This window comes from Sorangium sp. So ce295 (assembly GCF_051527405.1).
GTDB classification, from domain to species: Bacteria; Myxococcota_A; Polyangia; order Polyangiales; family Polyangiaceae; genus Sorangium; species Sorangium cellulosum_B.
Window position 1 is genome coordinate 3,466,992 of record NZ_CP150324.1, and the last position, 25,049, is coordinate 3,492,040.

The 25,049-nt window shown below is 73.7% G+C and carries 8 protein-coding genes; 1 reads left to right on the top strand and 7 read right to left on the bottom strand.

The window, feature by feature from the left end:
• Positions 1-30: 30 nt before the first annotated feature.
• The 7 genes from WMF11_RS13390 to WMF11_RS13420 form a co-directional block, all read right to left on the bottom strand.
• A complete protein-coding gene (locus WMF11_RS13390) occupies positions 31-12,558 on the bottom strand; it encodes an amino acid adenylation domain-containing protein (RefSeq protein WP_437977753.1) in 12,528 nt (4,175 codons plus the stop codon).
• Between the two features lie 46 nt (positions 12,559-12,604).
• On the bottom strand, positions 12,605-13,606 hold the full coding sequence (sbnB, locus tag WMF11_RS13395; RefSeq protein WP_437977754.1) for a 2,3-diaminopropionate biosynthesis protein SbnB: 1,002 nt from the start codon (positions 13,604-13,606) through the stop codon (positions 12,605-12,607).
• A 3-nt stretch (positions 13,607-13,609) separates the two neighbouring features.
• Positions 13,610-14,575 carry a 2,3-diaminopropionate biosynthesis protein SbnA gene (gene sbnA / locus WMF11_RS13400; RefSeq protein ID WP_437977755.1) on the bottom strand — a complete coding sequence of 322 codons (966 nt, stop codon included), beginning with the start codon at positions 14,573-14,575 and terminating at the stop codon, positions 13,610-13,612.
• A gap of 101 nt (positions 14,576-14,676) precedes the next feature.
• Entirely contained in the window at positions 14,677-16,680 is a 2,004-nt protein-coding gene (locus WMF11_RS13405; RefSeq protein WP_437977756.1) for a carbamoyltransferase family protein, read from the bottom strand.
• On the bottom strand, positions 16,674-17,915 hold the full coding sequence (locus WMF11_RS13410; RefSeq protein WP_437977757.1) for an acyl-CoA dehydrogenase family protein: 1,242 nt from the start codon (positions 17,913-17,915) through the stop codon (positions 16,674-16,676). Before WMF11_RS13410 ends, WMF11_RS13405 begins: the two co-directional genes overlap by 7 nt.
• A gap of 165 nt (positions 17,916-18,080) precedes the next feature.
• Positions 18,081-20,054 (bottom strand): carbamoyltransferase C-terminal domain-containing protein, encoded by a 1,974-nt coding sequence (locus WMF11_RS13415; protein ID WP_437977758.1) that lies wholly within the window; start codon positions 20,052-20,054, stop codon positions 18,081-18,083.
• 132 nt (positions 20,055-20,186) lie between these two features.
• Positions 20,187-21,251, bottom strand: coding sequence for a sigma 54-interacting transcriptional regulator (locus WMF11_RS13420; RefSeq protein ID WP_437908805.1), 1,065 nt, complete (start codon positions 21,249-21,251; stop codon positions 20,187-20,189).
• Positions 21,252-21,851: 600 nt separating this feature from the next.
• Between WMF11_RS13420 and treY the strand changes: the two genes are divergently transcribed.
• Positions 21,852-25,049 carry a malto-oligosyltrehalose synthase gene (gene treY, locus WMF11_RS13425; RefSeq protein WP_437977759.1) on the top strand — a complete coding sequence of 1,066 codons (3,198 nt, stop codon included), beginning with the start codon at positions 21,852-21,854 and terminating at the stop codon, positions 25,047-25,049.

Here is a 25,049-nt window from a genome sequence, read left to right on the forward strand (position 1 = left end):
GGCGGTGAAGCGCGGCGGCGCGAGCGCCGATCACGCCGGCGGCCGGGCGGCTCCGGCGCCTTTGGGCGGCGCGCCGAGGTCCGCCTCGAGCAGCGCGGCCCGGATGCGCTCGGCGAGCGCGCCGACGTGCGGCTTTCGGAGCAGCGTGTAGTGGTCGCCGGCCGCGACGTGGCTCCGCAGGCCGGGGGCCCACTTCGCCCACGCGGGCCGCGGATCCCTCCGCGGTGAGGCCTCGGCGCGGAAGAGCTCGACCCGGGCCGAGAGCTCGCCGGGGGCGTAGCGCGCGAGCAGCGCCGCGTTCCGCTGGAACGCGTCGAGCAGCGCCTCCAGCTCGCCGAGCGCCGTCCCGCGGGGCAGCGCGCCGAGCTCCTGCGCGCGCTCCAGCAGCCACGCGGCGTCGGCCGCGCCGCCGTCCGGCCAGGCGAGGGCCGCGGCGGCCGGGGCGCCCGCGATCCTCGCGAGATCCGCGGCGAACTGCGCGATCGGCGGGAGCTCGTCGCCGGGCTCGTCGAACGGGGGGAGGTACGCGTCCACGAGGACGACGGCGGCCACGCTGCGCCCGCCGCGCTCGAGGACGCGCGCCATCTCGAACGCCACCACGCCGCCCATCGACCAGCCGCCGAGCAGGTACGGCCCCTCGGGCTGGACACGGCGGAGCTCCTCGCAGTACGCCTCGGCCATCTCGCCGACGCTGGCGAGCGGCCGCGGGGGGGTCTCCAGGCCGAACGCCTGGATGCCGTAGAAGGGACGATCCCGCCCGAGCTCGCGCGCGAGATCCGCGTAGCAGAGGACGTTGCCGCCGATGGGGTGAACGAAGAAGAGCGGCGCGCGGGCGCCCCCTTCGTGGAGCGGGACAACGACGGAGGCGCGGCCCCGCGGCGCTCCCCCATCCTCGCGCAGGAGCGCCGCGAGGCCCTCCACCGTCGGCGCGCGGAACAGGCTCGTGAGCGGCAGATCGCGGCCGAAGCGCCCGCGGATCTCGGCCATGAGCCGCACCGCGAGCAGCGAGTGCCCGCCGAGCGAGAAGAAGTCGTCGGTCACGCCGACGCCGCCCTCGCCGAGGAGCTCCTCGAACAGCGCGCAGAGCTCGAGCTCGAGCCCGGTCCTCGGCGGGACGCGCGCTCCGCCCGCGAGCGCCGCGAGCGCCGCGGGCACGGAGGCGGCGAGCGCCCGGCGATCGATCTTGCCGCTCGGGGTCTGCGGCCACCGCTCGACCGGCGCGATGACCGGCGGGACCATGTAGTCGGGCAGCCGATCGGAGAGGTACCCGCGCAGCGCGTCGCTCGCCGCGGCGCGCCCGCCGCGCGGGATGAAGAAGGCCGCGAGCCGCACGTCGCCCGGGGCGTGCTCCCGGGTGACCACCGCCGCCTCGGTCACGTCGGGGTGCGACGCGAGCACCGCCTCGATCTCGCCGAGCTCGATCCGGAAGCCCCGGATCTTGACCTGCTCGTCGAGCCGGCCGAGGAAGTCGATCTCCCCGCTCGGCAGCCACCGCACGAGGTCGCCCGTGCGGTAGAGCCGCGCCCCCTGCGCCTCGGGGAACGCCGCGCGCACGAAGCGCGCCGCGGTGAGGTCGTCGCGGTTCAGGTAGCCCCGCGCGAGGCCGATCCCGCCGATGTGGAGCTCGCCGGGGATGCCTATGGGCGCCGGCTGGCCCCGCGGGTCGAGCACGTACGTCTGCGTGTTCGGCAGCGGGCGGCCGATCGTGGGCCGCGCGACGTCGGGCGCGTACTCGGCCGCGGTCGCGAGCACCGTCGCCTCGGTGGGGCCGTAGCCGTTGACGAACCGCCGGCCGCGCGCCCATCGCCGCGGCAGCTCCGCGGGGCACACCTCGCCGGCCACGCACAGCACGCGCAGGTCCGGGAGCGTGTCGAAGCCGACCGCCATGAGCGCCGAGGGGGTCAGCGACGCCACCTGGATCCGCTGCTCGCGCAGGAGGTCGACGAGCCCGGGCCCGGGCATGAGCGCCTCGGCGCGCGCGAGGCACACGACGCCGCCCGCGGAGAGCGGCACGAAGATCTCCATCACGGAGACGTCGAAGCTCAGCCGCGTGAACTGCAGGACGCGGGTCCCCTGCTCGACGCCGAGCAGCTTGCGCTGCGCCACGGCGAACGCGGAGAGCGAGCGGTGCTCGATGAGCACCCCCTTCGGGCGCCCTGTCGAGCCGGAGGTGTAGATGACGTACGCGAGGTCCTCGGGGAGCGACCCGGCGTCGGGGGCGTCGCTCCGCTCGTGCGGGAAGGCGTGCTCGCTCTCCCCGAGCCGCACGACCGGCGGCAGCGCCGCGGGCAGCGCGGCGAGGAGCTCCGGCTGGGCGACGAGCAGCGCGGGGCGCGCGTCCTCGATCATGAAGGCGAGCCGATCGCGCGGGTAGGTCGGGTCGAGCGGCACGTACGCGCCGCCGGCCTTCAGCACCGCGAGGAGCGCGACGATCATGTTCGGCGAGCGCGGCAGGCACACGCCGACCAGCGCGCCGCGCCGCACGCCGCGGGCGCGGAGGTGGTGCGCGAGCTGGTTGGCCCGGCGGTCGAGCTCGCCGTAGCTCACCGTCGCGCCCTCGAAGAGGAGCGCGGCCCGCCCGGGCGCCTCCCTGGCCTGCGCCTCGAACAGGCGGTGCGCGCACGCGGCCTCCGGGGCGGGCTGCGCCGATCGGCCCCCGCTGAACGCGTGCAGCACGAGGTCGCGCTCGTCGCGCCCGAGCAGCGGCAGGTCGCCGACGCGCAGCCCGGGCTGCGCGGCGCTCGCCGCGAGCAGGGCCTCGAGGTGGCCCCGCCAGCGCTCGATCGTGGCCCTGTCGAACAGGTCGGCGCTGAACTCGATGCCGCCGGAGACGGCCTTGTCGTCCTCCTCCAGCGCGAGCAGGAGGTCGAACTTCGCGGTCGCCGTGTCGACCTCGAACGGCGAGGCGTCGAGCTCGCCGAGCTTCCGCGGGCGCTCCGGCGCGCCCTGGAACGCGAAGGCCGCCTGGAAGAGCGGGGTGCGGCCGAGGTCGCGCTTCACCTGAAGGGCGTCCACGACCTGCTCGAACGGGACGTCCTGGTGCTCCTGGGCCTCGAGCGTCGCCTGCCGGACCCGCCGCACGAGCTCGACGAACGTGGGGTCGTCGTCGACGCGGACGCGCAGGACGAGCAGGTTGACGAAGAAGCCGACGAGCGGCTCCACCTCGACCTGCGTGCGGCCGGCGACCGGCGAGCCGACGGCCACGCCGGCGCGCCCCGTGTAGCGGTGCAGGAGGGCGACGAAGCCGGCGAGGAGCACCATGAACATCGTCGCGCCCTCGCGCCTGCCGAGCGCGCGGAGGGCCTCGACGAGCGGCGCGGGCAGGCTCACCGGGACGGTGTCGCCGCGGTGGGAGAGGGCGCTGCCGCGCGGCCTGTCGGTGGGGAGCTCGAGCGGCTCCAGGTCGGACAGCTGCCGCTTCCAGTACTCGAGCTGCCCCCGCCACGCGTCGGCCTGGGCGCGCTGCCAGATCGCGACGTCGGCGTACTGCACCTGGAGGGGCGGCAGATCCGCCGCGCGGCCAGCCCGCGCGGCCTCGTAGAAGGCGGACAGGTCGCGGAACAGGACGGGGATGGAGCCGCCGTCGCAGGCGATGTGGTGCGCCGTGACGAGCAGCACGTGCGCCTCGTCGGAGAGGCGGATCAGCGCCGCGCGGATCGGCAGGCCCGACGCGAGATCGAACGGCCGCCGCGCCTCCTCCTCCGCGGCGCGCTGCGCCGCCCGGTCCCGCTCGTGCCGGGGGACGGCGGACAGGTCGACGAGCCGCAGATCGAGGCGCGCCTCGGGGAGCACGACCTGGAACGGCTGGCCGTCGCGCGCCTCGATCCGGGTGCGCAGCGCCTCGTGGCGCGCGACCACCCGATCGAGGCTCCGCTCCAGGGCGGCGCGGTCGAGCGGCCCGCGGAGCAGGACCCCGATCGGCATGTTGTAGACCGCGGTGCCCGGCTGGAGCGCCTCGATGAACCAGAGGCGCTGCTGGGCGTGGGACAGCGGCGCGTCGCCGCCCCGGGGCGCCGGGCGGAGCGGCTCGGGCGCGGCGCGGCGCCCCTCCAGCTTCGCCCGATCGATGCGCTCGGCGAGCGCCGCGACCGTCGGCGCGTCGAAGGCGGCGCGCAGCGGCAGATCGACGCCGAACAGCCGCCGCGCGCGCGCGATCACCTGGACCGCGAGGAGGGAGTGCCCTCCGAGCGCGAAGAAGTCGTCGGTCGCCCCGATGCCGCCGCGGCCGAGCACCTCGCCCCAGACGCCCGCGAGGGCCTGCTCGGTCGGCGTCGCCGGCGCGCGCCGCGCCTCGCCCGCGATCTCCGGGGCGATCTCCGGTCGACTGGGCGCCGGGAGCGCCTTCCTGTCCACCTTGCCGTTGGCGTTGAGCGGCCAGGCGTCGAGCTCGACGAAGGCGGACGGGACGAACGGCTCCGGCAGCCGCTCGGCGACGAGCGCCCGCAGCGCCTGCGCGTCCACGGGCCGCCGGACGAGGAGGTAGGCGACGAGCCAGCGGCCCGAGGGGCCGTCGTCCCGCGCGAGCACGAGCGCCTCGCGCACGTCCGGGTGCGCCGCGAGCGCGGCCTCGGTCTCCGCCGGCTCGACGCGGAAGCCGCGGATCTTCACCTGATGATCGAGCCGCCCGAGGTACTCGAGCTCTCCGCTCGCGAGCCAGCGCGCGCGGTCGCCGGTGCGGTACATCCGCGCGCCGCGGGCCTCCTCGAGCGGGCAGGGGACGAACCGCTCGGCCGTCAGCTCGTCGCGCCCCAGGTAGCCGCGCGCGACGCCCGCGCCGGCGATGTAGAGCTCCCCGGCGACGCCGATGGGCGCCGGCTGCAGCCGCGCGTCGAGCACGTAGACCTGGGTGTGGTCGATGGGCCTGCCGATCGTCGGGCGCGCCGCGGCGGTCACGGTCGCGCCTGTCGAGTACGTCGTGGTCTCGCTGGGGCCGTAGAGGTTCAGGAGCCGCTCGACGTGCGGCAGCGCGAGCACGTCGCGCGCGAGCGAGGCGCGGAGCGGCTCGCCGGCGAGGCACACGGTCCGCACCGACCCGGGGATGCCCGACACCGCGAGGAGCGCCGCCGCGGCGGAGGGCACCGTGTTGACGAGCGTGACCTCGTCGCGGCGCCGGTGCGCGGGCAGCGCGAGCGCGTCGTCGGCGAGGACGATCTTGCCGCCCCAGCAGAGGGGGACGACGAGCTCGAAGACCGAGAGATCGAAGCACGTGGACGTGGACGCGAGCACGCCCGCGAGCTCCTGGTCCGAGAACGTCCGCCTGGCCCACCACGCGAGCGCGACGGCCTGGCGGTGCTCGATCACGACGGCCTTGGGCCGGCCCGTCGAGCCGGAGGTGTAGATGAGGTACGCCGCCTGGTCCGGCCGCCCCGCCGGCAGCGCGTCGGCTGGCCCGCCCTGCGCGTCCTCCACGTCGTCCGCGCCCGCGACGATCTCGTCGAGCAGGAGCACCTCGGCCGACCCTCCCGGCACGAGCCCCGACAGCGCGCGCTCGGTCACGAGCAGGTGCGCCGCCGCGTCCTCCAGGATCACCTGCAGCCGCTGCCGCGGGTAGCCCGGGTCGAGCGGCACGTGGACGCCGCCGGCCTTGAAGATGGCCCAGAGGGCCACGACCATGTCGAGCGTCCGCCGCACGCACAGGCCCACGCGCGTCTCCGGCCGCACGCCGAGCGCGCGCAGCCGCCGGGCGAGCGCGTCGGCGCGGCGGCGGAGCTCGCGGTACGTGAGCTCGCCGGCCTCGGACGCCACGGCCACGGCGCCGGGCGACCGCTCGGCCTGCGCGTCGAAGAGCTCGTGCAGGCACGCGGCGGGCGGCGGCGGCGCGCTCGTCGCGTTCCACGCGATGAGGAGCTCGCGCCGCTCGCCCGCCGTGAGGAGCGGGAGCTCGGCGACCCGCGCCCCCGGGTCCGAGGCCACGGCGCGGAGGATCGTCTCGTAGTGCCCCGCGAGCCGCGCGGCGGTCTCGGGGTCGAACAGATCGAGATCGAACTCGAGGGCGCCCTCGATGGCGTCGCCCGACTCGGTGAGGAAGAGCGTGAGATCGAACCGCGCCCGCTCCACGTCGAGCGGGACCGGCGACGCCTCGACGCCCGGCAGCGTGAGCGCCGGCGGGGGCACGTTCTGGAGCGCGAACATCACCTGGAACAGCGGGTTCCGGCTGAGATCCCGCTCCACGGCGAGCGCGTCGACGACGGCCTCGAACGGCAGATCCTGGTGGGCGTACGCCTCGAGCGCGTCCGCCTTCACGCGGCCGACGAGCTCCGCGAAGGTCGGGTCGCCGTCGAGCCGCGCGCGCAGGACAAGGGTGTTGACGAACAGCCCGATGAGCGGCTCGAGCTCGGTCCGCCCGCGGCCGGCCACCGGCGTGCCGACGCAGAAGTCCTGCTGGCCGCTGTACCGGTGGAGCAGCGCCTCGAAGGCGGCGAGCAGCGTCATGAACAGCGTGGCCCCGAGCTCCTGGCTCCGGCGCCGGAGCGCGGCGGCGAGGTCCTGCGGCAGCGCGAACCGGTGCGTGCGCCCGCGCGACGAGCGCGCCGCGGGGCGGGCACGGTCCGTCGGGAGATCGAGCGGCGGCGCGCCCTCGAGCCTCCGGCGCCAGATCTCCCGCTCCGCCTCCAGCACCTCCGGGGCGAGCTCCTGCCGTTGCCAGGCGGCGTAGTCGGCGTACTGGACCGGCAGCGGGCGGAGCGCCGGCGCCGCGTCTCTCGCGAACGCGGTGTAAGCCGCCGTGAGCTCGTGCGCGAGCACGCCGAGCGACCACCCGTCCGAGGCGATGTGGTGGAGGGTGACGACCAGCACGTGCTCGTCGGGCGCGAGCCGGAAGAGCGTCACGCGCAGGAGCGGCCCCTTCTCCAGGTCGAACGGCCTCGCGGCCTCCAGCGATGCGTCGCTTTGTAAAGCCACCTCCCGATCGCCCGCGGGGATCTCCGAGAGGTCGACGAGGGGGAGGGGCCACGCGTCCGGCGTCTGGCCCGCGCCCTGGAAGCGCTGGACAGGGCGGCCGTCGACCGCGTGGATCGTCGCGCGCAGCACCTCGTGCCGCCGCACGACCTCCGCGATGGCGCGCGCGAGCGCCGTGAGGTCGAGCGCGCCGCGCAGGCGGAGCGCCGCGGGCACGTTGTACGTGGCGCTCTCGGGCTCGAGCTGATCCAGGAACCAGAGCCGCTGCTGCGCGAAGGACAGCGGCGCCTCCTCGCCGACGCGCGGCGCCGGCGCGAGGGGCGCCCGCCCCCGGCGCGCCTCCCCGCGGGTCGACCGCTCGATATGCGCGGCGAGCCGGGCGATGGTCGGCGCCTCGAAGAGCGACCGGACGCCGACGTCGACGCCGAGCACGTCGCGCAGGCGGGCCGCCGCGCGCGTGGCCGAGAGGGAGTGCCCGCCGATCGCGAAGAAGTCGTCGTGGACGCCGACCCGATCGAGGCCGAGGACGGCGCGCCACACGTCGCCGATCGCCTGCTCCAGGCCGGTGCGCGGCGCCGTCTGCGCCGCGAGCTCGCCCGGGGCGCTCCACGCGGGCGCGGGCAACGCCTTGCGGTCCACCTTGCCGTTCGCGCTCAGCGGGAGCGCGTCGAGCGCGACGATCGCGGCCGGGATCATGTAGCCCGGCAGGCGCGACGAGAGCTGGTCTTTGAGGGCGCCCGGCTCGAAGGACGGCGCCTCGGGGACCACGTAGGCGACGAGCCGCGGGTCCCCCGGCGCGTCCTCGCGCGCGACGACGACGACATCGCGGATCCCGGCGCACCGCGCGATGACCGCCTCGATCTCGCCGAGCTCGATGCGGAAGCCGCGGAGCTTGATCTGGTGGTCGATGCGCCCAAGGAACACGAGCTCGCCGCCGGGCAGCCGGCGCACCAGATCGCCGGTCCGGTACAGGCGCGCCCCCGCCGCGGTGGAGAACGGATCCGCAAGGAACGCCGCCGCCGTGCGCTCCGGGTCGAGGAGGTACCCCCGGCCGACCCCGTCGCCGCCCACGTACAGCTCGCCGGCGACGCCGAGCGGCACGGGCTGCCGCCGTCGATCCAGCACGTAGAGCTGCGTGTTCTGGATCGCGCGGCCGATCGGCACGTACGCCGCGTCCTCCGCCGGGGGCTCGGCGATGACGTGCTGGGCCACGTCGTCCGAGCACTCCGTCGGGCCGTACGCGTTCATCAGCGGGATCCGCGGGTAGAGCGAGAGCCACCTGCGCGCGAGATCGGGGGGGAGCGCCTCGCCGGTGAGCACGAGCCACCGCAGGCCGTCGAGGCGCGGCCGCCACGCCGGGCGCGCCTCGAGCTCGTCGAGCGCCCCGCGCAGGAGCGACGGCACGATCTCCAGGACGGTGATGCCGAGCTCCCCCACGGCGTCGAGCAGCCGCGCGGGGTCGGTCGCGATCTCGTCCGGCACGAGGCGGCACGTCCCGCCGGCGAGCAGCGGGGAGAGCAGCTGCCACACCGAGATGTCGAAGGTGATCGGCGCGGTCTGCGCGACGACGTCCTCGGGCCCGATCCCGAGGGAGCGCACCTTCGCGAAGAGGTGGTTGAGCATCCCCCGGTGCTCGACCATCGCGCCCTTGGGCGCGCCGGTCGATCCGGACGTGAAGATGACGTAGGCGAGGTGCTCCGCGCGCGCGGCCGGAAGCGCCCCGCGCTCCGCCGCGGCGTCGGCGAGCAGCGCGCCGGCCGGGAGCACCTCGAGCGCCCCGGCGCCCGCCGCGGCGATCTCGTCCAGCAGCGCGCCCGGGATCGCGGCGCCGGCGAGGAGGGGAGGGCCTCCCGCCCGCGCCAGGATGTCGGCGTTGCGCCGCGCCGGGTGCGCGGGATCGAGCGGCACGTACGCGCCCGCCGCCTTGAAGGCGCCGAGCGCGAGCAGCATGAAGTCGAGGTCGCGCCGCGTCAGCAGGGCGACGAGGCGATCGGGCCCGACGCCGCGCGCCGAGAGCGCCCGCGCCACGCGGTCGGTGGCGCTGTCGAGCTCCGCGTACGAGAGCCGCTGCTCGCCCCACGCGACGGCGATCCGCCCCGGCGTCCGGGAGGCCTGCTCCCGGAAGAGATCGTGGAAGCAGGCGTCCCGCGGGAAGGCCGCCGCGGTGTCGTTGCAGCCCGCGAGCAGGTAGCGCTCCTCCTCGGGCGGGAGCAGCCGGAGCTCGTCGATCGGGCGGTCCGGCTCCGCCCCGGCCGAGCGAAGGAGCTCCCCGAGGTGGCCCGTCATGCGCTCGATCTCGTCGCGCGCGAAGCGGTCCGCGCGGAACTCCAGCGCGGCGGCGAGCTCGCCGTGGAGGCGCGCGACGCTCAGCCCCAGATCGAACTTCGCCGTGCCCTCCACGGCCCCGTCGGGGGCCCAGAGCACGGGCCGCCACAGCGCCCCCTCGACCTCCGCCGGCGGCTCCGAGGCGCTCTCCAGCACGAAGCTCGCCTGGATCAGCGCGTCCCGCTCCCCGTCCCGCCCCGCTGCCGGGGCCGCGGCGCGCGCGACCTCGTCGAACGGCAGCTCGGCGTGCTCCATCGCCTCGGCCATCGTCCGGCGCACGCGGCGGACGAGCTCGCGGTACGTCGGCCTCCCGCCGAGATCCACGCGCAGGACGACCGTGTTCGCGAAGAAGCCGACGACCCCCTGGTGCTCGGGGCGGCTCCGGTTGGCGACGACGACGCCGATCCCGAGGTCCTCCTGCCCGGTCGTGCGGTGGAGCAGCGCCGCGTAGGCGGCGGCCAGCGCGACGAAGAGCGTCGCGTTCTCCGCCCGGGCGACGGCGAGCGCCGCCTCGACGTGCGGCGCGGAGAGCGCGAAGCGGACCGTCCCGCCCGCGAACGGCGACGCCGCCGCTCGCCGGCGCTCGGCGCCCAGCTCGAGCCGTGGCAGCCCCTCGAGCTTCGCCTTCCAGTAGGCCCGCGCCGCGTCCATGCGCGCCAGCGAGGCCCGCTGCGCGCGCGCGTAGTCGGCGTACCCGTACGCGAGCGCCGGCGGCGCGCCCGCGCGGCCGGCGTAGATCGCGGCGAGATCGCGGACGAGCACCTCGATCGACCGGCCGTCGGTCACGAGGTGGTGCTGCGCGAAGAGGAGCACGTGGTGGCGCTCGCCGAGCGAGACCAGGCACACCCGGAGGAGCGGCCCCTGCTCGAGCGCGAACGGCGCCTGGCCCCACGCCGCGGCGAGCTCGCGCAGGCGCTCCTCGCGCTCCTCCTCGCGCGCGGCGTCGACGTCGTCGACGACCCGCGCGCGCGCGAGGGGCACCGCCACCTCCGGCAGCACGATCTGCCGGGGCTCCCCGGCGATCTCGCGGAACACCGTGCGGAGCGCCGGGTGCCGGCGGACGACGGCCGCGAGGCTCTCCTCGAGCCGCGCCTCGTCGAGCGCCCCCACGATCCGCGCGCCGAACACCACGTGGTAGAGCGGGCTCTCCGGAGCGAACCGGCAGAAGAACCACAGGCGGAGCTGGTGCGACGAGAGCTCCGCCGGCTCGCCGTCCGCCGCGGCTGGCGCGGGGGCCGGCCCGGCGGCCGGCGCGTCGACCGCCGCCGAGAGCGCCGCCGAGAGCTCCTCGACCGTCGTCGCCTGCCAGAGCAGCTGCGGCGGCACCGCGGCGCCGAGCAGCTCCTCGAAGCGCGCCTGGAGCTCGACGCTCGCGAGCGAGTCGAGCCCCAGCGCCATCAGCTTCGAGGTCGGGGTGACGCTCCCGAGATCCACCCGCGCGAGCCGGGCGAGCTCCTCGCGCACCACCTCGACGAGCAGGCCCACCCTCCCCGGGGCGGGCACCGCGCGCAGCGCGAGGCGCAGCACCCGCGCCGGATCGGCCGCCGCGCGCGCGCCCTCGGCCCCCGCGGGCGCCGGCGCCTCCTGCGCCACGGACACCGCGAGCGTGTCGAGCGTCCCCTCGCGGAAGCCCTGGGCGCACGCGTGCCGCTGGACCTTGCCGCTCGACGTCTTCGGCAGGGTCCGGGGGCGGAGCAGCAGCACCGCGTGCGGCTGCACGTCGTGCTCCCTGGCGACCGCCGATCGCAGCGCCTCCACGACGTCCGGCGGCGCATCGCCGCCGCGGCCGTCGAGCTCGGCCGCGACGCCGAGCCGCTCTTCACCGCCGACCTCGATCGAGAACGCCGCGCAGCAGCCCGGGCGAACGCGCGGGTGCGCCGCCTCCACCGTCCGCTCGATGTCGTCGGGGTACAGGTTCCGCCCCCGGATGACGATGAGGTCCTTGATGCGCCCGGTGACGAACAGCTCGCCTCCCGAGAGGAAGCCGAGATCCCCCGTCCGCAGGTACGACGCCTCGCCGTCGCCCTGGAGGCGCGCGCCGAACGCGCGCGCGGTCTCCTCGGCGCGGCCCCAGTAGCCACCCGCGACGCTCGGGCCGGCGATCCAGATCTCGCCGATCTGCCCGTCCGCCACGCGCGCTCCGCGCTCCGGCGACACGACGGCGACGCGCGCCCGGGGCGCCCCGGACGACACGAGCCGCCGCGCCCCCGGGGCGGCCGGCTCCACCGGGAGCGAGACCCCTCGCGCGAGCGCGCCGGCGTCGACGCTCACGCAGGCGGGCGGCGCGGCGCGGAGGCCCCCGGAGGCGAACAGCGTCGCCTCCGCGAGCCCGTAGCACGGGTAGAACGCCTCCCGGCGGAAGCCGCAGGGCGCGAACGCCGCCGCGAACCGGTCGAGCGTCTCGGCGCGGATCGGCTCGGCGCCGTTGAACGCCACCGTCCACGAGCGGAGGTCGAGCGCCGCCAGATCCTCGCGGGTCGCCTTGCGCGCGCAGAGGTCGTACGCGAAGTTCGGCCCGCCGCTCGTCGTGGCGCGGAAATGGGAGATCGCCTTGAGCCACCGGAGCGGCCTCTCCAGGAAGGCGAGCGGCGACATGTGCGTGCACGGAAAGCCGACGAAGATCGGCTGCAGCACGTTCCCGATGAGCCCCATGTCGTGGAAGAGCGGCAGCCACCCCACGCCCGACGAGCCCGCGTCGTGCTCGAAGCCGGCGCGGATGGCGCGCTCGTTGGCGATCACGTTCGCGTGGCTCACCATCACCCCCTTGGGGTGCCCGGTGGAGCCCGACGTGTACTGGAGGAACGCCAGCGTCTCCCCCGAGATGTCCGGCGCGCGCCACGCCGAGGCCGCCCCGGGCTCGAGCGCGTCCGTCGCGATCCAGCGGAGCTCCGAGAGCTCGGGCGCCTGCGCCCGGAGGGCCTCCGAGAGGGAGGCGATCAGCCCGGTCGTCAGCACGAACCTCGCGCCGGCGTCGCGGGCGATCGCCCGGAGGCGCGGCAGGGTGCGGTCGAGCTGCGCCGGGTTCGGCGGGTACGTCGGGACGGCGACGACGCCGGCGTAGACGCAGCCCATGAACGCCGCGATGAAGTCGAGCCCGGGCGCGTAGAGGAGCAGCGCGCGGTCCGCGGCGGCCCCCGCCGCCTGCAGCGACGCGGCGATGCCCATCGCGCGGAGGTGGAGATCTCGAAACGTCCACTCCTCGGAGCCGCCGTCCACGTCTCCGGTGGTCAGGAACCGAAAGGCGAGGGCGTCGCCCTGGGCCTCCGCGCGCAGCCGGAGGAGATCCACGAGGGTCTCGCAGCGATCCAGATCGCCCAACAACACATCACCGTTCATCGAATCTCTCCAGCGCCCTGTCGCGCTCTGCGAAGCCCGCCCGGCGTCAGCGCGTCATGTCGAAGAAGTCGTCGATCCACGCCACGTCGCCCGCCGCCTCGGCGCGCGCGTAAGCCCACCTCGCCACGGCGAGGTCGAGCGTCCCCATGCCGAACGGCGAGAACACGATCGGCTTCGTCCGCGGCGCCGCGCGCTGCCCGAGGAGCACCTCGGCGAGCGTCCCCGTCACGAACTCGCGCCCGCCGGACTCCTGCTCTGCGAGGTGCAGCGACGTCCCGGCGCTCATCACGTGTTCCACGCTGTCCACCACGTTGAACGAGGAGAGGACGATGCGCGGCGACAGGTCGCGCAGCGACAGGTGCAGCACCACCGGCGCGTGCGAGAACCAGCCCGGATCGTGGACGTGCGGCGTGGCGGCCGAGGTCGTGAAGACGAGGAGATCGCTCCGCCGCACCACCGACTCCAGGTCCTTTGCCACCTGCACGTCGCGGCGCCGCTCCGGCGCGAAGGCGGCCTCGCGGAACCGCTCCGGCTCCGCGGGGTTCGTGTCGAACAGGAGCACCTCGGGGATCTCCCAGCCGAGGCGCGACAGGAAGGACACCACGTACCGCGCGATGAGCCCCGTCCCGACGATGCCGAGCGTGCCCGCGCGCCGCCCCCCGGAGAGCGCTGCGGCGGCCGAGACCGCCGACGCCGCGGTGCGCGCCGCCGAGATGATCGAGCCCTCGAGGCACGCGAACGGATAGCCGTTGTCCGCCCGGTTGAGGACGATCACCGCCGACGCCCGGGGGATGCCTTGCCGGATGTTCGCCGGATAGCTGGCGATCCACTTGATCCCAGACACGGGCTCACCACCGCCGAGGTGGGCCGGAAGCGCGATGATCCGCGCGTCCGGTCGGTCGGGGAAGCGGAGGAAATAGCTGTTGGGACAGACCACCTCTCCCCGGTGGCCTGCGAGGTACACGTCCTCGACCGCCTTGACGCACTCCTCGGGGCTCTCCTCGATGAGGCGGCGGATGACATTGCCAGATACCACACCAAAGCGCATCGCTCATCCCTCGGCGTAACGCGACGCCCAAGCAGGGTTGTAAACAGTGTCCAGATAAGGCACGCCGCGGTCCGCGCAGAGGAACAGGACCTTCGGCCTCACGAGGCCGGTCGCCCTGCTGAAATAGCGCTGGATCGCGGCGTAGACCGTCCCCGTCGAGCCGCCGACGAGCAGCTTGTGGCGGTCGAGGAGGGTCCGGCACGCGGCGATCGACTCGACCTCGGGCACGATCACCACATCGTCGATCAGCGCCTCGCGGAGCAGATCCGGGACGACCCCCGCGCCGATACCAGGGATGCGCCGCGGCCGCGGCGGGCCGCCGAAGATGACCGAGCCCTCGGCGTCCACCGCGACGATCTTCACGCCCTGGAAGTGCTCCTTCAGGCGCCGCGAGAGCCCCGCGATCGTCCCCGCCGAGCTCACGGCGACGAACACGAAATCGAGGGCCGTGAACGCCTCGCAGATCTCCCGCCCCGTCGTGTGGAAATGGGCCATCATCCCGTCAGGGTTCTTGTACTGGTTGGGCCAGTAAGAGCGCGGGAGCGCGGCGCAGAGCGACTGCACCCGGGCGAGCCGCGTCTTCAGGAATCCGCCCGTGTCATCGGGCTCCTCCACCTTCACGACCTTCGCGCAGAGCGAGCGGAGCACGTGCTCGTTCACCGCGGAGATGTGGGGATCGATCACGGGGATGTAGTCGAGCCCGAGGAGCTGAGCGTACGCGGCGAGCGCGATCGCGAAGTTGCCTGACGACGACTCCACGATCGTCGTCCGCGGGTCGACCTCGCCGCGCTCGATCGCCGTCTTCAGGATCCAGAGCGCGGGGCGGTCCTTGATGCTCCCGACCGCGTTGCAGTACTCGAGCTTCACGGAGAGATCGAGCCGCTCGTGATCGAGCTTCACGACCGGCGTCTCACGGAGCATGCTGACGAGCGTGGCCGCCCGCGCCAGGAGTTGCTCTTGTTTAAGCATGCAAGCTTCACCACCTCAAGACAGCGGACAGGCGACGTGCGGGCGGACGAGGGCGCTCGCGCCAAAGGCTCATCACGAGACGACGGACAGGCGCTCTCGCCCTAGGCTCCTCGCGGGCGCAGGGAGACGAGCCGCTCCGCCCAGAGCCCCTCGAGCTCCTGGGCAGCCTTCTGCGCGCGCGCGGGCTCGTCCACGCCGGCTTCCGCGAGCAGCTCGGCCAGGGAGCGCGCCCCGTCCGCGCGCATCAGCGCCTCGCCCAGGTCGGCCGACACGCCCACCCGCACGCCGGCGTCGTACGTGTTCCGCAGCTCGAAGGCGGTGGCCGCGCGATCCATCGCGACGAAGCGGCGGATCTGGTCCACGCGGACGTGCCTCGGGATGTCGACCGCGAGCGTCGCCACGTCCTCCCACGTCCACGCGCGCTTCTCGACGAAGAAGCCGCCGATCGCGAGGTAGTTGAGCCCGGTGGTCAGGAAGCTCGTTACCACGTCGTGCGCGGAGTCGACGATCGGCTCCACGTTGTTGTTGAACGAGGTGTTGAGCAGCACCGGCACGCCCGTCCTGTCCTTGAACGCCTTGAGGACGCCCCAGAAATGCGGGTTCGAGCCCCGCGCCACCGTCTGGACGCGGGCCGTGCCGTCCACGTGCGTCGTCGCCCCGAGGACGCTCCGCTTGTCCTCTCGGACCTTCAGCACGAAGATCATGAACGGGAACTCGTCTTCACCGGGCGGGAGCTCGAAGAACTCGCGCGCGTCCTCCGCGAGGACGGCCGGCGCGAACGGCCGGTAGGCCTCGCGCTTCTTGACCATCGCGTTCACGAGGTCCTTGTTCGCGGCCGGCCTCGGGTCGGCCAGGATGCTCCTGTGCCCGAGCGCCCGCGGCCCGAACTCCGATCCTCCCTGCGCCCAGCCGACGGCGGCCCCGGCGGCGATCACCTCGGCGACGCGCCCCGGCAGATCCTCGGCGCGCTCGTGGCGGAGGAAGCGGGACCACCCCGAGAGCTCTCGCTCGATCTCGGCCTCGCCGCCCACGTCCCTGCCCCAGAACACGTGCTCGATCCGACGCCGCGACTTCAGCGCTCCCGCGGCGAGGGTCGTGTGCAGCGCCGCCCCGAGCGCGCAGCCCGCGTCGTGCGCCGCCGGCTGCACGAAGACGCGCTCGAACATCCCCGAATAGAGGATCTTCCCGTTCATCGTGCAGTTGTGCGCGACCCCGCCCGCCAGGCAGAGCCGCGTCTTGCCCGTGGCCTCGCGCTCGTGGCGGATCACGTGCAGCGCGAGCGCCTCCAGCGCCTCCTGCAGCGACGCCGCGACGTCGCGGTGCTGCTGGGTGAAGGGCCCGCCCTTCCTGCGCACCTCGATCGCCTGCGCCAGCGCGCCCACGCGGTCGCGGTGGATCTCGTAATCTCCGTCCGGCAAGAGCGTGTAGAGCGAGCTCATCAGCGCGCGGTACCTCGCCGGATCGCCGTAGGGCGCGAGCCCCATCACCTTGTACTCGTCGAACACCCCGTATCCGAGGAGCGCGATGACGGAGACATAGAAGTTCCCGAGCGACTTCGACTCCGGGATCGTCTTCAGCACGTCGATCCTGTCGCCCGAGCCCACGGCCACGAGGCCTGACAGGAAGTCTCCCGACCCGTCGATCGCCACGATCAGGCTGTCGTCGTACCCCGACAGCAGGTACGTGCTCGCCGCGTGCGCCTGGTGGTGCGGCACGAACACGATCTTGTCGCGGTCGATCGGGCGCCCCAGGCCCTGGCCGAGCTTCGCCGCGAGCAGCGTGCGCGCGTCGATCCGCGGCAGCGCGCCCCCGGTCAGGAGCCGCACCCGCCCGAGGAGCGCATTGCAGTACTCCTCGCTCGCGTAGAACGCGATCCGGTCCACACGATCGATGTCGACGCCGCCCCGGGCGAGGCAGAAGCGGATCGCCTCGATGGGGAACTTGTTGGAGTGCTTGATGCGGTTGAGCCGCTCCTCCTCGATCCCCGCGATGACCTCCCCGCTGTCGACGAGCACGGCCGCGCCGTCGTGCGTGAAGCTCTTCGGGATGTCGTACATCTCCTCGTGGGCGAAGCTCAACCCGCCGGAAAGGCCCAGCGTCAGCATGTCTCCTCCTTGCCGCTCGCGCTCATCGCGCCATCGAGCCACGGCGACGACGCCGCGCCGTCGAACTCGCCCTCTCCGAGCGCTCGTCGCCCGTGGGCGCGCTCGATGACGGCGTTCACCTCCGGCCCGAGCGGGCCGAAGACGACCTCCTTGCACAGGCGCTCCAGGGCGCCGTCCCCCGCGTACGCGCGCGCGCCGACGATGCCGCGCGCCGCCGCGACGGTCTCCTCGGCGCACCGTGTCCCCGTGTACTTCGCGGCCCCGGCGAGCTCGTAGAGCCGCGGCAGCCGCTCGGCGCGGTCCCTCGGGGAGGCGATCGTGCCCATCGCCTCGCCCGCCTCGCGGACCGCCGCGCACGCGGCGCGGTAGCGGATCACGAGGCGGCCGATATCCACGACCATGCCGTCCAGCTCGGCGAGCGGCGCCCCGTCCCGGCCGCGCACCGCGCGGAGGAACCGGCGCGACTCGTCGATCGCCTGCGCCGCGGCGCCGAGGTACAGCGATGGAATCAGCACCTGGTGCCACACCATCTCGAACAGGAGGAGCTGCACCACCTCCGGCCCGGGGCCGCCGAGCAGGAGGTCCTCCTCCGGCACGAAGAGATCGTGGAACACGATCCGGCGTGTATCGGAGTCGAGCATCGCGTCCGGGAACAGGTACGGGCCTATCTCGACGGCCGGGTTGCCCCGCGGCCGCACCATGAAGACCGCGGGGAAACCCTCCTCCAGCGCCGTCGTGAAGATCAGGAGATCTCCCTCGGTCGCGAGGGACGTGTACGACGCGGCGCCGCTCACCACGTGGCCTCCGGGCACCTTTCGCGCCCGCGTCCCCACCGCGTTCACGCGGTCCGCGTGGACCCGCGAGTTCGTGTTGGCCACGAGCCGGCGCCCCTCGACGACCTCCGAGAGCAGCGCGCGCCGCCGCGCGTCGAGCCGCGCGTCGTCCGCGATGGGGAAGGTGGCTATCGCGGAGGTCACGTAGAAATGGTTCTCCACCGCGAGCGCTACAGCAGGGGAGATCCCCCCGAGCCGGTGCAGCACGTGCGCGCACGCGCGGAACAGGCCTGCTGCGTCTCCCTCATGGATGCGCCCCAGAAAGGGCAGATCCGTCGACCGGAACACCCGGTAGAAGGCTGGCAGATCCCGGTCCGCGAGCGCCTTCTTCAGCGCTTCTGCCGCGAGCTGCGTCTGCCGCTCGAGGTCGATCCTGGGGCGCGCCTTGCGTCCAGCGCTCATGGTCATGTCATCCGAGCTCACAGCGCTCTTCTCCTTGCACCCGTCGTGTCCCGAGCCCCGCGGCCACGCAGGCCCGCGTCGTCTCTTCCCTGTGCGCCCGGCCGGCGCGCTCACTGCACGTCCGTCAGGCCGGCGCGCGCCCTTCATGCGCGTCTGGTTCGCTCTTCACCCGCGCTCGGGCGGCGCGAGCCGGACGAGCCGCTCTGTCCAGAGGGCCCAGAGCTCGCCCGCGACATCGGCCCCCGCGCCGTCGAGCAGCGACGACAGCGGCCGGCTCCCGTCGGCCCTCACCAGCGCCTCGTACGCGGAGCGCGAGATCTTCCGGCGGATCCCGCGGTCGTAGCTCGTCCGCAGCTCCCACGCGTCGCCGATGCGCGCGCCGTCGAGCCACCCGCGCGTGCGGCACACCTGGGTCGAGCGCGGGATCTCCACGGTCATGCCGAGCCTGGCCTCCAGCGACGGGCCCTTCCCGCGGACGAGCACGTCGTCCACGAAGGCGGCCTCGAGGCGGCTCGTGACGAGCAGCGCGACAACGTCGTCGACGGTCTCGGCGGGCGGCTCCGCCCCGTGATCGAGCGACGTCGCGAGCAGCGCCCCGACCCCGGAGATCTCCTTGAACGCGCAGAGCAGCGCGAACAGCCGGGGATCCGACTCCTTCAGCACCACCTGCGCGCGGACCGTGCCGTCCGCGTGCAGCGCCGCGGCGAGCGCCGCGCGGCGCTCGCGCCTCACGCGCAGGGCGAAGCTCTTCCAGCGCAGCTGCTCGGCCGGGCACGGCAGCATCAGGCACTCGGCCGCGTCCTCGGCGAGCATCGCGACCGACAGCGGCCTGTGCGGCGCGCGCCGCTTCAGCTCGTTCAGCGCCTCCCGCCGCCGCTCGTCCCGCGGATCGGCGACGATCGCGCGGCGCCCGAGCGCCACGAGCCCCATCTCCGAGCGGCCGTTCGCCCAGCCCACGGCGGCGCCCCCGGCGATCAGCTCCGCGGCCTCGCGGGCCGGATCGGCCGGGCGCTCGGCCGTCACGAGCGCGCCCCAGCGCCTGAGCGCCGGGAGCACCGCGTCCGCGTTCCCGATGTCCGTGCCCCAGGCCACGTGGTCGAGCGGGGCGCGGCGCGGCGGCGCGTCGCTCGCGAAGAGCGCGGCCCCGAGGGCGCAGCCCGCGTCGTGCGCCGCGGGCTGCACGAACACCTCGTCGAACAGGCCGCTCGCGAGCACGCGCGAGTTGACGGCGCAGATCTGCGCGCCCCCGCCGGCCAGGCACAGCCGCCGGAGCCCGCTCTTCGTGCGGTGGTGGCGCAGCACGTGGAGCACGATCTCGGAGATCGCCTCTTCCAGCGCGGCGATCACGTCCTTGTGCGCCTGCTCCACCGGATCGCCGCGCAGCCTGCCCGGCGCCCTCGAGAGCACGGCCGCGAGGTTCTGGAAGGCGAGATCGTAGTCGCCGTCCGGCAGCAGCCTGTACACCTCGCGCATCGCGCCGCGGAGCGCGGCGGGGTCGCCTTGCGGGGCGAGCTCCATCGCCTCGGCCTCCTCGAACGGGCTGTATCCGAGCGCGCGGATCGTGCGATGGCACAGCTCGCCGAGCGACTTGTACGGTGAGAAGGCCGCGAGCGACGTGAGGCACGACCGGCTCCCGCTCGCCGACGTCCCGGCGAGGACCCCGCCCTCGTTGTCGATCACGTAGACGAGCGCCTGATCGAAGCCCGACAACGCGATGGCGCTCACCGCGTGCGTCATCATGTGCGGCACGAAGACGAGCCGCGCCGGATCGATCGCGCACCTCATCTCCCGCTGGATGGCCGCGTGCAGCAGCCCGCGCGCGTCCGGCACGCCGGCGAGCTCCGGGAACGCCGCGCGCAGGCGCCCGACGAGCAGATTGGCCGTCTCCTCGCCTGAATAATAGGCGATCCGGTCCACGTCCGAGAGCGCGACGCCTCGCTGTCTCAGGCAGGCGCGCAGCGCGTCGAACGGGAACTTGTTCGTCCGCCGGACGCGGTTCAGCCGCTCTTCCTCGATGGCGGCCACCACCTGCCCGTCCTCGACCAGCACGGCCGCCGCGTCGTACGTGAAGAACTGCGGCGAGTCGTAGCGGCAGTCGTAGACGGGATCCAAGCCTCCTGCGAGGCCCAGAGTCAGCATGCGCTCCTCCATCCTTCTCGGTCGGGACGTCCACCGCCCTCCCGGGTTCCGTCTCGGCCGTTTCGCAAGGGTCGTTCCATCGAACGACGCGACGGTTCCGGCGGCGCCCTCGGGAGGGGGTGAACCGTTTTGTTAAGATTCTTTAAGAAGCTGGAGAAATGTGGAGCGATGGGGGGCGAGCGCGGCGCGGATCCTCGCCGACGCGCGCTCGAGGATCTCGGTGCTCTGGAGGTCCTTCGGCTTGATACCGAGCTTCGCGAGGCGGCTGTAAACGTACGGCAACGAGCGATCGATTCGCCGCGACAGCTCGCGCGCGTTCCTCGTCTCTCTGGCCCACGTCAGGAACAGGAGGTCGTAGAGCTTCTCGACCTCTTGTGGGTGTACCTGGGATATCGCCGCAGCGTCGTCGTGTGGGGGCGCGCCTTGCTGGGCCAGGAGGTCGAGCGCGCACCCGGCCCGCCAGTTTTGCTCGACGGTGCGCTCCGGGTCTCGCACGAGGAAGTACCGCTCGACGGCGTTGCGGAGCTCGCGGACGTTGCCCCTGTACACTCCGCAGCTCGCGAGCTCGCCGATGGCGCTCACCTCGCGCGCGGGCAGGAGCGTGCGGTAGCGCTCGCCGAGCTCCAGGGCGAGGACCCTCGAGAGGCTGCGCAGGTCCTCCCGGCTGGGCGGCGGCACGACGATGGTGAGCACGCTGAGCCGGAAGAACAGGTCGGCTCGAAACGTCTTGTCGAGCCCGGCGGCGAGGTCCCGGTTCGTGGCGGCGAGGACGCGGACGTCGACGCTCTTCTCCTCGCTGCCGCCCACGGGCCAGAACGAGCCGTCCGCGAGGAAGCGGAGCAGCTTCGCCTGCGCCTCCGCCGGCAGCTCACCGATCTCGTCGAGGAACAGGCTGCCTCCGGACGCGAGCTCCACGACGCCGCGCTTCGATACGGTCGCCCCCGTGTACGCGCCGCGCGCGTGGCCGAACAGCTCGCTCTCGAACAGCGTTTGCGTGAGGGCCGCGCAGTTGATGGTGATGAGTCGGTGCTTCGAACGCTTGCTGTGCTGATGGATGTCGCGCGCGAGGATGTCTTTCCCCGCTCCGGTCGGCCCGACGATCAGGACCGAGCAGTCTGCGGACGCTGCCTGTTTGGCGAACCCGAGCGCCCTGCGCCGCGCCTCCGAGTGCGCGACGAATCTCCACGAGCTGGTCATCAATACCTCTCCTGATTCTTCATGACGGAAACGGTTGTTGTCTCACTCCGCCCGCGAGTACGGGCATTTGGCAACATATCGTTTCCCGAGCGCGCGCCTCCGGCCGCGCGCCGCCGCGCATGCGCCGGCCGAGCCATCTCGACGGCGGGCTTCAGGGGACACGCGACGAGCGCGCGCGGGCGGTGCAAACGAACACCGGAGCAGGAATGCGCGCGCCGTGATGTTCGCGGGGCGCGGCTCCGGAAACATGCAGTCGGCCGCCTGAACGACGCTTGCTAGTCGGGTATCGGTGCGGCCATGCACGAAGGGGTGGAACAGCAAAGGAGAACGGCGGCGATGAGGGGGTTCCGCGTTCCCCTGGGAAGCGCAGCGCGCTGACGGCGACTCCTTCGACGACGGCTGAGCCTGGCGCGCGCCCGACAGCGGCTGAGCCCGTCACCCCTCTATGCCCGATGCCAGCGCTGCTGCGTTCCCCGTAGGCGCATCAGGCCATTCCTTCGTGCCGCACGCCGAAACGACAGGAGCCGCGCGAGCTGCGCCGATCCGCGGGTGCTCATCGCTTCGTTCGCAGTAGATTCTGCCGCCGGAGGCAACTGAGGGATGACCGGAACGTCGGACGATCAGCAGACGAGCGGCCATGGGGAGGGCGCTGGCCTGCAGGCGAACGCCGCGCGGCTCGCCGACGCGGCGTGCGAGGGCGTGGCGCCTCGCCTGCCGCGCGCCACCTACCGCGTGCAGCTCAACAAGGACTTTACCTTCGAGCAGGCGCGCCAGGTCGTCGCCTACCTCGACGCCCTCGGCGTCAGCGATCTCTACTCGTCGCCGTTCTTCAAGGCGCGGCCGGAGAGCATGCACGGCTACGACCTCGTCGACCACAACGCGCTCAACCCGGAGATCGGCGAGCGCGAAGGCCTCGACCGGCTCACCGGCGAGCTCGCGGCGCACGGCATGGGCCTCCTGCTCGACTTCGTCCCCAACCACATGGGCGTCGGCACCTCCGACAACGCCTGGTGGAACGACGTCCTCCAGAACGGCCCGAGCTCGCTCTACGCGCCGTTCTTCGACATCGACTGGGCGCCGCTCAAGACGGAGCTCAAGCACAAGGTGCTGCTCCCCGTGCTCGGCGACCACTTCGGGCGCGTGCTCGAGCGCGGCGAGCTCAAGATCGAGTTCGACAGCGGCGCGTTCGTCCTCCGGTACTTCGATCACGTCTTCCCGGTGAACCCGCGGACGTACGGCATGATCATCGGGCCGCTCGTGCCCGGGCTCGTCGCCGCGCTCGGCGAGGAGCACGACGCGCTCCTCGAGCTGCAGAGCATCCTGACCGGGCTCCGCAACATGCCGCCGCGGACCGAGACGCAGCGGGCCAAGGTGATCGAGCGGCGCCGGGAGAAGGAGATCCTCAGGCGGCGGCTCGCGTCGCTCGTCGCGGACTCGCCCGACATCGCGGCGGCGGTGGCCGAGGGCGTCCTGCGCATCAACGGCAAGCCGGGCGATCCGCGGAGCTTCGACCCGATCGAGGCGCTGCTCGAGGAGCAGGCCTACCGCCTCAGCTTCTGGCGCACCGCCGCCGAGGAGATCAACTACCGCCGGTTCTTCGACATCAACGACCTCGCCGCGATCCGGATGGAGCACCGGCCGGTGTTCGCCGAGGCGCACCGCCTCGTCTTCGAGCTCTGCGCGCGGGGTCAGGTCACGGGGCTGCGCATCGACCACCCCGACGGCCTCTGGGACCCGATCGGCTACTTCGAGGAGCTGCAGCAGGGCTACCTGATCGAGCGCTGCCGGCGCCGCTTCCTCGCCGAGGCCTCGGACGAGCCCGAGCAGAAGAGCCTCCTCGACCCGCGCCGCCGCCCCGAAGCCCGCTTCGCCCGGCTGGAGCCGGCCCTCCGCGCGGCCCTCTCGGAGCGCGGCGCGCGCGGCTCGCTGAACACGCCGCTCTACGTCGTCGTCGAGAAGATCCTCGCGCGCGGCGAGACGCTGCCCGAGGCCTGGCCCGTCCACGGGACGAGCGGCTACGACTTCACCGCGCTGGTGGGCGAGCTCTTCGTCGACGCCTCGAGCGAGGCGCAGATGACCGCGATCTACGAGCGGTTCATCGACGAGCACGTGCCGTTCGAGGCGCTCGTCTACGAGAAGAAGAAGGTGATCCTCCGGACGGCCCTGGCGAGCGAGCTCAACGTCCTCACCCACGCCCTGAACCGGCTCACCGAGCGCGACCGCCGCTTCCGCGACTTCACCCTGGGCTCGCTCAACGAGGCGCTGCGCGAGGTCATCGCGTGCTTCCCGGTCTACCGCACCTACATCAACGACCGGACGCCGGCGATCTCCGATCACGACCGCGTCGCCATCGGCCGCGCCGTCGCCCTCGCGCGCCGGCAGAACCCGACGATGGAGGGATCCATCTTCACGTTCGTGCGCTCGGTCCTCATGCTCGACGGCACGGATCTCTTCCCCGAGGAGGACCGGCACCTCTTCTGCGACTTCGTGATGAAGTTCCAGCAGCTCACCGGGCCGGTGATGGCCAAGGGGCTCGAGGACACGTCGTTCTACATCTACAACCGGCTCGTGTCGCTGAACGAGGTCGGGGGCGAGCCCGAGCGCTACGGATCGAGCGTCCTCGCGTTCCACCGCGGCAACGTGCAGCGGCACAGGGCGTGGCCGTACTCGATGCTCGCGACGTCGACGCACGACACGAAGCGGAGCGAGGACGTGCGGGCGCGCATCAGCGTGCTCTCGGAGCTGTCGTCGGCCTGGGAGGAGGCGCTCCACCGCGCCGCCGCCGCCGCCGCGCCGCTCAAGGCCGAGATCGAGGGCCGCCTCGCGCCGGACAGCAACGAGGAGTACCTCTTCTACCAGACCCTCCTCGGCAGCCTGCCGATCGAGCCGCTGCTCGGCGGCGAACGCGAGCCACGCGACCCGCGCGCGCCCGAGGGCGACGCCCTCTCGGCGTACGCCGACCGCCTCGTGGACTACATGCGCAAGGCCACGAAGGAGGCGAAGGTCAACACGTCCTGGATCGACGCGCAGCCCGAGTACGACGCCGCCGTCGAGGCGTTCGTCCGCAAGGCGCTCTCGTCCGCGGAGGTCGTGGGCGCGCTCCTGCCGCTCGCGCGCGTTGTCGCGTACCACGGCATGTGGGGCTCGCTCTCGCAGACGCTCCTGAAGCTCACCTCGCCGGGCGTGCCCGACATCTACCAGGGCAACGAGGTGTGGGACTTCAGCCTCGTCGACCCGGACAACCGCCGCCCTGTCGACTACGCCGTGCGCGAGCGGGCGCTCGCGGAGATCCGCGCGCGCTGGCGATCGAGCGGCGGGGGCCGCGCGCTCGCGCGCGAGCTCTGCGCCGAGGCGCGCGACGGCCGCGTCAAGCTGTTCGTCACCCACGTCGCGCTCGAGCTGCGCCGGCGCCACCCGGCGCTCTTCGGGGCCGACGGGGACTATGTGCCGCGCGCCGTGATCGGCGAGCGCGAGGCCCACGTCGTCTCCTTCGCGCGCCGCGCGCCGGACGGGCGCTCGATCGTCGTCGTCGCGCCCCGGTTCAGCGCGCGGCTGCTCGGCGGCGCCTGCTCCCCGCCGATCGGCGCGGCGTGGGCCGGCACCGCGGTCGACGTGGAGCCCGGCCTCTACACGGATCTCTTCACCGGCGCCGAGATCGAGGCGTCGCCGTCCTCCGCTCCGCCGCGCGGCTCGGACGCGCCGCCCGAGCCGGGCGAAGGCGCGTCGCTCCCGCTCGACCGCGTGCTCTCCGATTTCCCCGTCGCCCTGCTCCTGCGGGCGGCGCAGCGAGGCCAGTGA

What these genes read in the sequence shown, in the direction of transcription:
- WMF11_RS13390 (WP_437977753.1), bottom strand. Translation starts at nt 12,558, where the DNA reads ATGAACGGTGATGTGTTGTTGGGCGATCTGGATCGCTGCGAGACCCTC.
- sbnB (WP_437977754.1), bottom strand. Translation starts at nt 13,606, where the DNA reads ATGCGCTTTGGTGTGGTATCTGGCAATGTCATCCGCCGCCTCATCGAG.
- sbnA (WP_437977755.1), bottom strand. Translation starts at nt 14,575, where the DNA reads ATGCTTAAACAAGAGCAACTCCTGGCGCGGGCGGCCACGCTCGTCAGC.
- WMF11_RS13405 (WP_437977756.1), bottom strand. Translation starts at nt 16,680, where the DNA reads ATGCTGACGCTGGGCCTTTCCGGCGGGTTGAGCTTCGCCCACGAGGAG.
- WMF11_RS13410 (WP_437977757.1), bottom strand. Translation starts at nt 17,915, where the DNA reads ATGAGCGCTGGACGCAAGGCGCGCCCCAGGATCGACCTCGAGCGGCAG.
- WMF11_RS13415 (WP_437977758.1), bottom strand. Translation starts at nt 20,054, where the DNA reads ATGCTGACTCTGGGCCTCGCAGGAGGCTTGGATCCCGTCTACGACTGC.
- WMF11_RS13420 (WP_437908805.1), bottom strand. Translation starts at nt 21,251, where the DNA reads ATGACCAGCTCGTGGAGATTCGTCGCGCACTCGGAGGCGCGGCGCAGG.
- treY (WP_437977759.1), top strand. Translation starts at nt 21,852, where the DNA reads ATGACCGGAACGTCGGACGATCAGCAGACGAGCGGCCATGGGGAGGGC.